The sequence below is a fragment of the Rhodococcus parequi genome, from assembly GCF_046042785.1.
In the GTDB taxonomy this organism is placed as follows: Bacteria; Actinomycetota; Actinomycetes; order Mycobacteriales; family Mycobacteriaceae; genus Prescottella; species Prescottella parequi.
In genome coordinates this window covers 106,426-118,786 of the sequence record NZ_JBDLNV010000004.1, presented here as the reverse complement: position 1 = coordinate 118,786, position 12,361 = coordinate 106,426, and the positions used below count along the sequence as shown (strand labels likewise).

13 protein-coding genes are annotated in these 12,361 nt (G+C 69.3%); 5 read left to right on the top strand and 8 right to left on the bottom strand.

Going from position 1 to position 12,361, the window contains the following annotated elements; all coding sequences use genetic code 11:
- Window positions 1–23: 23 nt before the first annotated feature.
- Complete coding sequence (locus tag ABEU20_RS12230; protein WP_420164695.1) at window positions 24–440, top strand: hypothetical protein; 417 nt, start codon at window positions 24–26, stop codon at window positions 438–440.
- A 114-nt stretch (window positions 441–554) separates the two neighbouring features.
- The gene (locus ABEU20_RS12225) at window positions 555–1,754 is read left to right on the top strand and encodes an NADH:flavin oxidoreductase (protein WP_292039858.1); all 1,200 of its coding nucleotides are present in this window, start codon (window positions 555–557) and stop codon (window positions 1,752–1,754) included.
- Between the two features lie 36 nt (window positions 1,755–1,790).
- On the opposite strand, the gene ABEU20_RS12220 is transcribed toward ABEU20_RS12225, so the two are convergent.
- The 5 genes from ABEU20_RS12220 to ABEU20_RS12200 all read right to left on the bottom strand — a co-directional run bounded on the left by ABEU20_RS12220 (window position 1,791) and on the right by ABEU20_RS12200 (window position 7,134).
- Window positions 1,791–2,630 carry a hypothetical protein gene (locus ABEU20_RS12220; protein ID WP_420164694.1) on the bottom strand — a complete coding sequence of 280 codons (840 nt, stop codon included), beginning with the start codon at window positions 2,628–2,630 and terminating at the stop codon, window positions 1,791–1,793.
- Between the two features lie 237 nt (window positions 2,631–2,867).
- Entirely contained in the window at window positions 2,868–4,781 is a 1,914-nt protein-coding gene (locus tag ABEU20_RS12215; protein WP_420164693.1) for a propionyl-CoA synthetase, read from the bottom strand.
- 166 nt (window positions 4,782–4,947) lie between these two features.
- Complete coding sequence (locus ABEU20_RS12210; RefSeq protein ID WP_420164692.1) at window positions 4,948–5,709, bottom strand: DNA alkylation repair protein; 762 nt, start codon at window positions 5,707–5,709, stop codon at window positions 4,948–4,950.
- Window positions 5,706–6,545, bottom strand: a complete 840-nt coding sequence (locus ABEU20_RS12205; protein ID WP_420165120.1) for an ANTAR domain-containing protein — start codon at window positions 6,543–6,545, stop codon at window positions 5,706–5,708. Before ABEU20_RS12205 ends, ABEU20_RS12210 begins: the two co-directional genes overlap by 4 nt.
- A gap of 28 nt (window positions 6,546–6,573) precedes the next feature.
- The gene (locus ABEU20_RS12200; RefSeq protein WP_420164691.1) at window positions 6,574–7,134 is read right to left on the bottom strand and encodes an RNA polymerase sigma factor; all 561 of its coding nucleotides are present in this window, start codon (window positions 7,132–7,134) and stop codon (window positions 6,574–6,576) included.
- Window positions 7,135–7,461: 327 nt separating this feature from the next.
- Here ABEU20_RS12200 and ABEU20_RS12195 point away from each other — a divergent pair, with 327 nt between their 5' ends.
- Together ABEU20_RS12195 and ABEU20_RS12190 are read left to right on the top strand one after the other, a co-directional pair.
- Window positions 7,462–7,821, top strand: coding sequence for a hypothetical protein (locus tag ABEU20_RS12195; RefSeq protein WP_420164690.1), 360 nt, complete (start codon window positions 7,462–7,464; stop codon window positions 7,819–7,821).
- A 24-nt stretch (window positions 7,822–7,845) separates the two neighbouring features.
- The gene (locus tag ABEU20_RS12190; protein WP_420164689.1) at window positions 7,846–8,526 is read left to right on the top strand and encodes a GOLPH3/VPS74 family protein; all 681 of its coding nucleotides are present in this window, start codon (window positions 7,846–7,848) and stop codon (window positions 8,524–8,526) included.
- 183 nt (window positions 8,527–8,709) lie between these two features.
- Here the strand turns inward: ABEU20_RS12190 and ABEU20_RS12185 are convergent, their stop codons facing one another.
- Together ABEU20_RS12185 and ABEU20_RS12180 are read right to left on the bottom strand one after the other, a co-directional pair.
- Window positions 8,710–9,714 (bottom strand): NADP-dependent oxidoreductase, encoded by a 1,005-nt coding sequence (locus tag ABEU20_RS12185; RefSeq protein WP_420164688.1) that lies wholly within the window; start codon window positions 9,712–9,714, stop codon window positions 8,710–8,712.
- A gap of 29 nt (window positions 9,715–9,743) precedes the next feature.
- Entirely contained in the window at window positions 9,744–10,130 is a 387-nt protein-coding gene (locus ABEU20_RS12180; protein WP_420164687.1) for a DUF1304 domain-containing protein, read from the bottom strand.
- A 79-nt stretch (window positions 10,131–10,209) separates the two neighbouring features.
- On the opposite strand from ABEU20_RS12180, the gene ABEU20_RS12175 reads away from it, so the two are divergent.
- Window positions 10,210–10,821, top strand: coding sequence for a TetR/AcrR family transcriptional regulator (locus ABEU20_RS12175; RefSeq protein ID WP_420164686.1), 612 nt, complete (start codon window positions 10,210–10,212; stop codon window positions 10,819–10,821).
- Between the two features lie 31 nt (window positions 10,822–10,852).
- Here the strand turns inward: ABEU20_RS12175 and ABEU20_RS12170 are convergent, their stop codons facing one another.
- Window positions 10,853–12,358, bottom strand: a complete 1,506-nt coding sequence (locus tag ABEU20_RS12170; RefSeq protein WP_420164685.1) for a carboxyl transferase domain-containing protein — start codon at window positions 12,356–12,358, stop codon at window positions 10,853–10,855.
- Between the last annotated feature and the right edge of the window lie 3 nt (window positions 12,359–12,361).

Genomic DNA, 12,361 nt, shown 5'->3' with positions numbered 1-12,361 from the left:
GGTGGCCGGGGAACCTCCTGAGCATGACCAGAGCAGTGATCGCCGGAATCGCGGTCGGGGTCGTGCTGCTCACCGCCTCCTGCGGCGACGATGGCGAGCACGTCGAACACAAAGGCCCGGAAGGGCCTGCCGCCACCACCGACGTGATGCCCTCGCACTCGGACCACCATCACGTTCAGCCCACGATCCGCGCGTACGACCCGGCTCGGGTGGCCGCTTTCGTCGCGTCGTTCCGAGCCCAGTACCCCCAACTGACCGTCGACCGCGACGACGGGGATATCGCAGAGATCGCCACCGAATCGTGCGAGGATCTCGGGAACCACGTCGACGCGGACGCGGTGAGTTCGCGGATCGTCGCCCGTGCCGGGCACGCCGGCCGGACGCCGACGGCTGAACAGTCCCGCGAGATCTACGGACTCGTGGCGACCGTCTGCCCTTGATCGCGGACCTGCGCGTGGCCCACCCGCGCGCGTGTCCCACCCAGTGGACACCCCCACTTTCGAGACCGCTGGCATCGGTATAGCCTCGGGCCGCTCCCGACGGAAGGACTCGCGGTGTCCCAGATCACTGCCCCCGATGTGTTCGCGCCGGCCAAGCTCGGCCCGATCACGTTGCGCAATCGGATCATCAAATCCGCGACGTTCGAGGGGCGAACCCCCCAGGCGCTGGTCACGGACGAGTTGATCGAGTTCCACCGTCAGCCCGCGGCCGGCGGCGTCGGTATGACCACCGTTGCGTACTGCGCCGTGCAGCCCGAGGGGCGCACCGAGCGCGGCCAGCTGTGGATGCGTCCCGAGGTGGTGCCCGGGCTCCGCAAGCTCACCGACGCGATCCATGCGGAGGGTGCGGCGGCGTCCGCGCAGATCGGTCACGCCGGCCCCGTCGCGAACGAGAAGTCGAACGGACTGCCGGCCCTGGCTCCGTCGACGTCGTTCAGCCCGCTCAGCATGAAGAGGATTCACGCGGCCAGCGCGTCGGACATCGCGCGGATCACCCAGGCGCACGCCGACGCCGCCGGATTCGCGATCGAGGGCGGCTTCGACGCCGTCGAGATCCACTTCGGCCACAACTACTTCGCGAGCTCCTTCCTGAGTCCCAAGCTGAACAAGCGCAAGGACGACTACGGCGGATCGCTCGAGAATCGCGCGCGGATCGTGCGGGAGACGGCCCGCGCCGTCCGCGAGGCGGTGGGCGACCGGATCGCGATCCTCGCCAAGCTGAACATGGACGACGGTGTGCCCGGCGGTTTCTGGGTGGACGAGGCGATCCAGGTGGCGCAGTGGCTCGAGGCCGACGGAAGCCTCGACGCGCTGGAGCTGACGATGGGCAGCTCGCTGCTCAATCCGATGTACCTCTTCAAGGGCGACGCCCCCGTCCGCGACTTCGCCAACGCGATGCCGCAGCCGGTCAAGCTCGGCGTGCAACTGGTGGGCAAGGCGTTCATCAAGGCCTACCCGTACGAGCCGCTGTTCATGCTCGAGGAGGCCCGGCAGATCCGTGCGGCCGTGAAGATGCCGCTGGTGCTGCTCGGCGGCGTGACCGACAGGGCCGGCATGGACACCGCGATGGAGGAGGGGTTCGAGTTCGTCGCGATGGCGCGGGCGCTGCTGCGGGAACCCGATCTGGTCAACCGGATCGAGGCCGAGTCCCGCACCAGGTCGCTGTGCATCCACTGCAACAAGTGCATGCCGACGATCTTCTCGGGCGCCCGCTGTGTACTGGTCGACCCGGGGCCGGTGCGCATCGGCGGCTGACGCGCACGCGTTCTCGACGGCTGACGCGTTCGCGTCCTAGATACAGTCCCACGCGAACTCGACAGCCTCGCGGACGTCGTCGGCCCACTCCGCCCAGACCTGCTCGGCGGTGAGGAGACCGGCGACGCCGCACAGGGAATCCGTTGCGGCGCGGACGATGTCGAGTACGAGATGGAACTGGTAGCCGCCGACCGTCGCGAGGTGGCCGTAGTCGGTCTGTTGCGGCGAACCCTGCAGCGACGCGACTCCCAGCGGGCCGCCGTCGCGGCTGGTCGCGGCGCCCGAGGTGGCGAGTTCGACCACCCGGGCGATCGCCCGCGTGGGCTCGGGCAGCGCGAGCGGAGCGGGCGCGGTCACCACGGTGGTCGCCGATTCGAACGGCGCGGGCAGGCCGAGGTGGACGCCGTCGGCTTCGGCCGCGGCGGTGAACCGCGCGCGGGCGTGTGCCGACGTGGCGGCCAACTGCCGGGCGACGTCGTCGCCGGCCGGTGATTCGAGGGCTCCCAGGATCCGGAGGCGGTCCGCCGCCGAGCCGAGCAGGGTCCAGGCGGTGCTCATCCGCCCCGATTCGATCAGGGACGCCGCGTCGAGCAGCGTCGACAGGATCTCCTCGTACTGCGCGATGGCGGCGATCAGGCGCAGCCCGGGGCTGTCGGACCAGAACGGGTCCGCCGCGGCATCGCGGCGCTCGGCGTCCCGGGTCGCGTCCAGGTCGGGCGACAGGCAGGCCTGCACGGTGACGACGACCTCGCGCATGAGGGCGGCCTGATTCGAGAGTTCGATGCCCTCGGGGTCGTGCAGGAAATGGCGTCGCGTGCAGTTCGCGACGAGATCGCGCAGCAGAGCGTGGACTGAGGGCGTGGCGACTACGGACAATTCTCCCCCTCGGGCGATGGCGAATTGATGATGTCGAATCCGATGATCGCTTGGATCCTGTTCGTGAACATACCGTGATCGAACCGTGATGGTCAAGCCTTATGGGGTTCTGACCTGCCAGTTTTGATGTTTAAGCTAAATTGTCGTTTGGTACTAATTGGTGCCGAATATCCGATTTATCCGAAAAGAAAGGCCCCGCCCCTGCGTGGGGCGAGGCCTTTCCGGCGGGCTGCCGCGCTATCCGCGCAGCAGTTTCTCGAGCGCGTCGATGACGGACGGATCCTCGATGGTCGACGGCACGGTGTACTCGTCGTTGTCGGCGATCTGACGCATCGTCTTGCGCAGGATCTTGCCCGAGCGCGTCTTCGGGAGGGCCTGCACCACGGTGACGTCACGGAAGGTGGCGACCGCGCCGATCTGCTCGCGCACCATCGCGATCAGTTCGGTGCGCAGGATCTCGTCCTCGATCTCGACGCCGGCCTTGAGTACCACGTAGCCGCTCGGGCGCTGACCCTTGAGTTCGTCGTGGATGCCGATCACCGCGCACTCGGCCACCGCGGGGTGCGACGCCACGACCGCCTCCATGCTCCCGGTCGAAAGGCGATGACCGGCAACGTTGATGACGTCGTCGCTGCGGCCCAGGACGAACACGTAGCCGTCCTCGTCGATGTAGCCGGAGTCCCCGGTGAGGTAGTAGCCGTCGAACGTCGACAGGTACGACCTGGTGTAGCGATCCTCGTCGCGCCACAGCCCCGTCAGCGTGCCGGGCGGCAACGGCAGCGCGATCACGATGTTGCCCTCGGTGCCCGCCCCGACGGGCGCGCCCTCGCCGTCGACGATGCCGACCCGGTAGCCGGGCACGGGGACGGTGGGGGAGCCCGCCTTGATCGGCATCGGTTCCAGCCCACGAAGATTCGCGCAGATGGCCCAGCCGGTCTCGGTCTGCCACCAGTGATCGATCACCGGGACACCGAGCTTCTCGGTGGCCCACACGTAGGTGTCGGGATCGAGGCGCTCGCCCGCGGCGAACAGCGTCGTCATCGACGAGATGTCGTACCTGGCGAGTTCGGCGGCCTCCGGGTCGGCCTTGCGGATCGCGCGAATCGCGGTCGGCGCGGTGAACAGCGCGGAGACGTTGTGCTCCTGGATCACTCGCCAGAACGCGCCCGCATCGGGCGTGCCCACCGGCTTGCCCTCGTACATCACGGTGGTCGCGCCCGCGAGCAGCGGTGCGTACACGATGTAGGAGTGGCCCACGACCCAGCCGACGTCCGATGCGGTCCACATGACCTGCCCGGGGCCCACGTCGTAGATGTTGCGCATCGACCACGTCAGTGCAACGGCGTGACCGCCGTTGTCACGCACCACGCCCTTCGGCTTCCCGGTGGTGCCCGACGTGTAGAGGATGTACAGCGGATCGGTCGCGGCCACCGATACCGGGGCGGCGTCCTTCGCGTCGGCCGCCAGTTCGTCCCAGTCGAACCATGCGGCGCCGCGGTCGCGGTAATCGGCCGCGGACCCCGGGACGGTCTTGCGGTCCTTGACGATCACGGTGTGCGGCGGGTGCGCCGACATGTCGAGCGCCTGGTCGACCATCGGCAGGTACTCGATGGTGCGGCCGGGCTCGAGACCGCCGGACGCGGTGACCAGGACCACCGGCTGGGCGTCGTCGATGCGGGTGGCCAGTTCCTTCGCGGCGAAGCCGCCGAACACCACCGAGTGCACGGCGCCGATGCGGGCGCACGCGAGCATCGCGATCGCGGCCTCCGGGATCATCGGCATGTAGATGATCACGCGGTCTCCGGCGACCACGCCCTGATCGGACAGCACACCCGCGAAGCGGGCGACCTCGGCGAGCAGCTCGGTGTACGTGTACGTCCGCTGTGCGGGCACCATCGCCGAGTCCCAGACGAGGGCGGCCTGGTCGCCTCGGCCGTCGCGCACGTGCCGGTCGAGCGCGTTGAAACACGTGTTGAGGGTGGCGTCGGGGAACCAGCGGTACATCGGGGCGTTCGAGTCGTCCAGCGCGCGTGTCGGCGCGGTGTCCCACTCGACGGCCTCGGCGGCCGCGAGCCAGAAGCCGTCCGGGTCCTCCACGCTCGTGCGGAAGGCGTCGGCGTATGCGCCGGTTGCGTGCTCGGCGGTGCTCATCGATTCGTGTCCTCTCGGGTCCTGACACTGCGTCGGAGACGCACGCGTGACTGTGCATCTGTGATGCACACAACACCCTATTGGACGGCCGGACGATCGCCGCGGCAGCCGACCGGTCGCCGCGCGTCCGTGCGACGGACGGCGTCGGACGGTCGATGAGCGGCGGTCAGCGGCTCGCGGCCCGGTTACCGCGGAGTAGCCGATAGTGCGCGCGGGTGTCCGCGTCGAGGTGTTCGGTGGCATAGCTCAGCGCGGTCGCGCCCATCTCGGCGGTGTGGCGGTCGAGAAAGCCGAGCAACAGGGCGCGGTCCACCCGCTTGCCGACCTCGCGCAGCATCCAGCCGGTCGCCTTCTGCGTCAGATCCCGCCGGTCACCGAGGACGCGGGCCGCCAGATCCAGCGTCGTGGACGCGTCCCCGCGCCGGATGAAGCCGAACGTCGTGAGCAGTGCGACGCGCCGCCGCCACAGATCGTCGTCGGCGCCGAGTTCGAACACGAGATCGCGGGGCCGGTCGTACAACCAGTCGCCGAGGATGTACAGAGCGGACAGGTCCACGAGGTCCCAGTTGTTTACCCGCCCCCGGAGGACGGCTGCGAGATAGTGGTCGGCGATGCGCTCGCGGGCGGCGTCGTCGCGTCCGCGGGGCCGGCCGGCCGCGGCGAACTGCGCGACGAGGATCAGCAGGCCGGCGAGCCGGTGTTCGTGCACCGGGCTGTCGAGCAACGTGTCGACCTCGTCGGCCGGCAACGATGCGAACCGCTTGGCGATCGTGCGGGTCGCGGGCACCCGCACGCCGACGAACACGTCGCCCTCGCCGTACTCGCCCGGGCCGGTCTTGAAGAACCGCTGCAGCTGCCGGGCGTCGTCGGGGGAAGCGGCCTCGGACAGGGCGGCGATCACGTCGTCCGCGGTGCCCGCCGACCTCACGACGCGGTCTCGTCGGCCACGGACCCGTCCCCGGTGCTCAGCCGTTCGACGAGGTCGATCGCCACGTCACGGAGGCGCGTGTTGGTGGTCTGCGACTGCCTGCGCAGCAGATGGAAGGCCTGGTGCGCGTCGATGCGGTGGAGGACCATCAATATGCCCTTCGCCTGCTCGATGGGCGCCCTCGTCTCCAGCGCGCGTTGCAGGGCGTCCGCCGCGTCGCGCGCGGACTTGAACCGTGCGAACTCGCCGATCGCCCTGGAGACGGTGCCGGTGAGCAGTTCGAGGACGTCGGCGTCCACCGCGTCGAAGGCCGCGGGCTCGCGGCCGTAGAGGTTGAGCGCGCCGAGGGTGCGGTCGTCGACGAACAGGGGAGCTGCCAGGAAGCTGCGTATCCCCTCCGCACGAGCGGCTTCCGTGAACGCCGGCCAGCGATCCGTCGCCTCGTCGAGGTCCACGAGGACCGTCTGCCGGGTCCGCGACGCCTCAAGGCACGGGCCCTCGCCGGCCGCGTACTGCTCGTGGTCGACCCGCAGGGTGCGGCCGTCCGTGTACGCGGCGGTGTAGGTGCGCCCGCCGAAGTCCACCGTCACACCTGTGCTGTCCGCGCCGTCGACCACGTCGTGCGCCACCTCTGAGACCCGCTCCAGCAGGTTCGCCAGGTCGTCCTCGTCGGTGATGCTCTCGCCGAGGGACACCAGTAGAGAGGCGAGCGCGGTCGGCGACAGATCGGCCTGCTCCGCGACTGCTACGACGTCACCGACGTCGGCGACGGGTTCGGCGGCCCGTGCCGTCGCGTCCGTCGTTCGTGCTTCTGTCAACGGCTCGATGTGCACCATGAAGCCGGCCTCCTCCTGTGCCACGGAATCAACGCCACTCCTCCAGGAGAACGGCCAGCGTGGCCGCCGCGCGCCGATGCTGCCCGCGGGCCGCGTCGGGGCTCAGCCCCAGCACTCTGCCGATCTCCGGAAAAGTCATGGATTCCACTTCTCTCATCACCCATGATGCTCGCTGTCGCAGCGGAAGTTGCCGCAATGCGCCGTCGAGGGCCTGCAGGAACGCATTGCTCGACGCCACCGACGCAGGCTCGTGCTCGCGCCGGTCGGGCAGTGTGTGGAGTATCTCGTCGTCCACGACGTCGGGTCGCCGGCGCCGGTGGAGGTCGAGGATCTTCCGGGTACAGATCGCGAACAACCAGGTACGGATCGATGCATCGCCGCGAAACGAGGCCATCTGGTTCCAGGCGGCGATGAAGGTCTCCTGGACGACGTCTTCGGCGGTGGCCTCGTCAGGCGCCAGCGGCCGGCAGTATCTGCGCAACTCGCTGTCGTATCGCTCCACGAAGCTCGCGAAGGTCTCGCCGGGATGTCCGTCCCGGCGCAAGGCATGGTCGGGCGCTGTCGGCCCGTCCACGGCCCGTTCGGTCACTGAATACACTCCTCCCGTCGAAGCCGTCGCGGGAGTGAGGCACGCAGACTCTACCTCGGTCGGCGGACGCGACCGCCAATGACCAGGGGCGGGACCACGGCTGCCGGAAATGTGCGACACATCACACTCTTGCGGTGTTCGGTTCGGTGATCTCGGAACGTCTAACGGTGTGGGAGAGCAGGTACACCGCGTAGGTTTTTCGTGAGAGGGTGAGAGCGTTGGGAAAAGTCCGATAGGCACGCGAATCGATCGGTTGCGCAGCATCGTTCGAGGGGTCGGTGCCGTGCACGCGGACAACTTCGGAACACGCTCGACAGGTGGATCGCTGTGCCGCTGACTCGTGAGCACACCGAGCGGTATGCGGATGCGCTCGTGGCGCTGGCCGCGGCGACGCAGCGACCGGCGAACATCGTCAACCTGGGTGGGGCGTACGCGATCCGTGTCGAGTTCGAGTTGGGTCGTTACCTGCTCGCCACCAACGCGGGCGGCGATCTCGCGACCGCGGCGGACGGCGGCGGTGGAACATGGACGGTCGAGTTCTTCGGCCGGTCCGACGTCCGGCTCGCGGTGGCCGACCGGGAATGGTTGGTCGATGCGTTCGACGCAGTGTTGAACGAACTCCGGGCCTCGGACTGGTGGCGGGGCGACGGCACCACCTACGGCGAGTTCGCGCCGTCGGGTACCTGACGCTCGGTCCGTACGGTGGAGACCATGGCTCCACTCATCGCCGAAGACCTGTTGCTGCTCCTGCTCGACGACGAATCGGGTGACCCACTCGTCGACGGAACCCGGCTGCCCAGGGTGCTCGCCGGTGCGGTCCTGCTCGAGCTGGCACTCGACGGTTACGTGTCGCCGGCCGACGAGGGGGAGGACGTCAGGAAGGGTCGTCTCGCCGTGCGGCGGGAGGAGGTCCCGGAGGATCCGATCCTCGCCCGCGCCGTCGACGTGATCGCGCAGGCTCGTCGGCCCATGAAGCCCGAGGCGGCGATCGAGAAACTCGACACCGAGATGCGTGCTGCACTCTTCGAGCGGGTGATCGAGCGCGGCTGGATCCGGGAGAGCCGCCGCAAGGTGCTCGGCATCTTTCCGGCAAAGACCTGGCCGCCCGTCGACGAGAGCCACGAGCGTGAGGTGCGACACGAGCTCGGCGGTGTGCTGGTCGAGGGCCTCGATCCGGCCCCGCGCGCCGCGGCACTGATTTCGCTGTTGTCCGCGGTGGACGCGGCGGCGAAGGTGTTCCCCGACACCGACCGCAAAGCGATCCGCAGGCGCGCCAAGGACATCGCGCAGGGGGAGTGGGCCGGTGCTGCCGTCCGCAAGGCGGTCGACGCGATCAACAGTGCTGTCTTCGTGGCCGTCATGGTGCCGGCAGTGGCGGCCGGCTCGTCCTGAGCGACCACTCCTCGCTCTACCGGGCGGGAACCCGCGCGGCTGCGGAGGGAGCGGACGCCCAGGACGACCGGTCAGCTGCCGGGAGGTAAGCGTCGCGTCGGTACAGGAGAATCACCCTTCGGCCGAATGTCACATGCATCCAGTCGAAGTGGACGCATGTGACATTCGGGAGCAGCGGGCGGTTCAGATCTTCACGAGCATCTTTCCGATGTTTCCGCCGCGCATGAGCTGGAGGAAGGCGTCGACCGAGTTGTCGATTCCGTCCACGACCGTCTCGTCGAACACCACATCGCCGGACGCCAGCCACGGCCCCATCTTCGCGGCGAACTCGGGGAAGAAGTGCGTGTAATTGCCGAGGGTGAAGCCCCGCAGCGTCAGTCCGCGGGTGATGATGTTGGCCATGTTGTCGGGGCCGGGGGTCCGCTCGGTCGTGTTGTAGGCCGCGATGGCGCCGCACAGCGCGGCGCGGCCGCCGTCGCGCATCACGTCGAGGGCGGCCTCGAGATGGTCGCCGCCGACGTTGTCGAAGTACACGTCGATGCCGTCGCCGGCGATCTCGCGCAACTGCTTGCGCACGGGTTCCCGCTTGTAGTCGAACGCCGCGCTGTACCCGTAGCGATCGGTGAGCAGCTCCACCTTCTCGGCAGACCCCGCGGACCCGATGATCCGGGCGGCGCCTTCGAGTCGGGCGATCTGCCCCGCGGCGGTACCGACGGCACCCGCGGCACCCGAGATGAACACCGACTCACCCGGCTTGAGCTGGGCGATGTGCATCAGCCCGACGTATGCGGTCAGCCCGGTGAGACCGAGGATGCCGAGGTACGCGGACACCGGCACACCCGGAATCTCCTCCACGACACGGAAGCCCGCTGCGTCGCCCTGCGCGACGTCACGCCATCCCAGATCGTGCACGACGACCGCGCCGACCGGGTGCGCGGGCGACGTCGACTCGACGATCCGGCCCACCGCGCCACCGGTCATGGTCTCGCCCAGGACGAACGGCGGCACGTACGACTTCACGTCGTTCATCCGGCCGCGCATGTACGGATCGACGGAGAGGAACTCGTTGGCCACCCGTACCTGGTTGGGGGCGAGATCCGGCAGTTCCACGGTGGTGGTGCGGAAGTTGTCGGGGGTGGGCCACCCCACCGGGCGGGCGATGAGCTGGATCTGGGTGCTGGTCGACATGGGTCGGTCCCTTCGTGGGTGTGCGGGGGTCAGAGGATCAGTCCGAGTGCGAGCAGGACGACGGCGACGAGGGGAAGGGTCCCCTGGGTGATCGCGGCGCGGGCCTTGTCGGGCGACGACAGCAGCAGCACGAGCGCCGCGAGCAGCATGGATCCGGTTCCCGCGAACACCAGTGCCGACCCGACCGCCGTCGCGCCGACCAGGGCACCGACGATGCCGGCGGCCGTGACGATCGCCAGGAAGAGGTTGTAGAAGCCCTGGTTGAAGGCGAGTTCCTTGGTCGCGGCGGCCTCCTCGGCGCTGGTGCCGAACGTCGCGCGGGTGCGCGGGGCGGTCCAGCGCAGGGATTCGAGGAAGAAGATGTAGACGTGCAGCGCGCCGGCGAGGGCGGCGAAGACCAGTCCTGCGACGACCATGGTCACTCCTCCTTATTTTGAACTGATCGTTTCAATATATACTGCAATGGTCGTTCCACAATGGGAAGTGAGGGCCGTCATGCCTCGGACGCAGGAGTTCGACACCGACGCCGTGGTCGGGCGTGCTCGGGACCTCTTCTGGGACAGGGGGTTCGAGGCGACATCCGTGCCCGACCTCGAGCGCGCGACAGGCTTGAACCGGTCGAGCCTGTACAACGCCTTCGGTAGCAAACGCGGACTGTTCGACGCCGCGGTGCAGGACTATCTCGACCGTGTCGTGCGCCCGCGGCTGCGCATCCTCACCGACGAGCCGACCGCCCCCGATGCCGCCGCGCGCTACTACCGCAGCGTCGCCGACGCGATCGAGTCGCTGCCCGACGACGACGCGGGGCGTGGTTGTCTGCTTCTCAACAGCGCCGCGGGCTTCGCCGCGCACGACGACGCCCAGCGTGCGGTGGTCGACGCCTACCGGGCGGAGCTGGCCGCGGCGCTGGCCCACGCGCTGCGGGCCCTCGATCCCGAGACCTCGCCCGACCGGATCGTCCATCGCACCCGTCTCCTGACGTCGCTGTCGATCAGTGCGCTGCTGCTGTCCCGGGTGAATCGGGACGAGGCCGCGGCGCTCGCGCGAACCGCGCTGGACCAGTTGGCGCAGTGGTCCGCCGCCCGGAATCAGCGAACCACCGCGTAGTCACGCCTCGGTAACGGACGCGATCCACCGGTCAGTCCGCGGGCAGTCCCAGCGTGCGGTAGCGCGCGATTCGCGCGGTCATCCGGTCGTCGCCGGGGACGCCCCGCAGGCCGACCAGTTCGCGGGCGATCGCGGCCCCGACGCGCCGGGAGAACTCGACCGGCTCGATCGCCGCGTCGGGCATTTCGGGAATGACGGCGTCGACGACACCGTCTCGTAGGAGGTCGAGGGACCGGATGCCCTGCGCCGCCGCCATTTCGGGCGCATGGGTGGTGTCGCGGTGCACGATGGCGCTCGCGCCCTCCGGCGGAAGCGGTGCGAGCCAGCCGTTCTGGGCGGCGAGGACGCGGTCTGCGGGCAGCAGTGCGAGGGCGCCGCCGCCGGTGCCCTGGCCGAGCAGCACCGACACCGTCGGGGTCCGGAGTGTGACCAGATCGGAGATGCAGCGCGCGATCTCGGGAGCCAGGCCGCGTTCCTCGGCCTCCTTGGACAGTGCCGCCCCGAGGGTGTCGATCACGAGCACCAGCGGCAGACGCAGTTCGGCGGCCATCCGCATGCCGCGGCGGGCCTCCCGCAGCGCGGCCGGCCCCATCGTGTTGAGGGCCGACTGGCCGGCACGGTCCTGACCGAACAGCACGCACGGCTGACCGTGGAACCGGGCCAGCGAGAGCAGCACGGTCGAGTCCACCTCGCCCTGGCCGGTGCCGCTGAGCGGCACCCGCGTGGACGATGCGTGCCGGACGAGTTCGCGGACGCCGGGGCGGTCGTCGCGACGAGACGTGATCACCGACTGCCAGGCCGGGACGTCCGGAATGTCCTGCACATCGGTGGATTCCGGGATCCCGTCGTCGTCTCCCGCGGCGTCGACGAGCACGTGGAGCGCCCGGTCGACGAGGTCGCGCAGCTGGGCCGTCGACGCCACACCGTCGATCACGCCGTTGCGGTACAGGTTCTCGGACGTCTGCACGCCCTCGGGGAACTTGCCGCCGTACAGGGCCTCGTACACGCGCGGGCCGAGGAAGCCGACGAGCGCGCCCGGTTCGGCGATCGTGACGTGACCGAGCGATCCCCACGAGGCGAACACGCCGCCGGTGGTCGGGTGGCGCAGGTACACGAGGTACGGCAGGTGGGCGGACTTGTGTGCGGCGATCGCGGCGGCGATCTTCACCATCTGGACGAACGCGACGGTGCCTTCCTGCATGCGGGTGCCACCGGACGTGGGCGAGGCGAGCAGTGGCAGCCCCTCGGCGGTGGCCCTCTCGATCGCGGTGACGATCCGCTCCGCCGCGGCCACTCCGATGGACCCGGCGAGGAAGGAGAACTCGCACGCGATGACCGCGACTCGCCGCCCGCCGAGCAGGGCGGTGCCGGTGAGAACGGATTCGTCGATGCCCGACTTCTCGCCGGCAGCGTCAAGTTCGGCCCGGTACTTCGCGTCGGGGGAGACGTCGAGAGGCGTGGTGTCCCACGAGATGTAGCTGTCGGCGTCGAACACCTGGCCGATCAGTTCACGAGCCGAGAGCTTCTTCGCGGGCACGAG

What these genes read in the sequence shown, in the direction of transcription:
- ABEU20_RS12215 (WP_420164693.1), bottom strand. Translation starts at nt 4,781, where the DNA reads ATGAGCACCGCCGAGCACGCAACCGGCGCATACGCCGACGCCTTCCGC.
- ABEU20_RS12180 (WP_420164687.1), bottom strand. Translation starts at nt 10,130, where the DNA reads ATGGTCGTCGCAGGACTGGTCTTCGCCGCCCTCGCCGGCGCGCTGCAC.
- ABEU20_RS12190 (WP_420164689.1), top strand. Translation starts at nt 7,846, where the DNA reads ATGGCTCCACTCATCGCCGAAGACCTGTTGCTGCTCCTGCTCGACGAC.
- ABEU20_RS12175 (WP_420164686.1), top strand. Translation starts at nt 10,210, where the DNA reads ATGCCTCGGACGCAGGAGTTCGACACCGACGCCGTGGTCGGGCGTGCT.
- ABEU20_RS12230 (WP_420164695.1), top strand. Translation starts at nt 24, where the DNA reads ATGACCAGAGCAGTGATCGCCGGAATCGCGGTCGGGGTCGTGCTGCTC.
- ABEU20_RS12185 (WP_420164688.1), bottom strand. Translation starts at nt 9,714, where the DNA reads ATGTCGACCAGCACCCAGATCCAGCTCATCGCCCGCCCGGTGGGGTGG.
- ABEU20_RS12205 (WP_420165120.1), bottom strand. Translation starts at nt 6,545, where the DNA reads ATGGTGCACATCGAGCCGTTGACAGAAGCACGAACGACGGACGCGACG.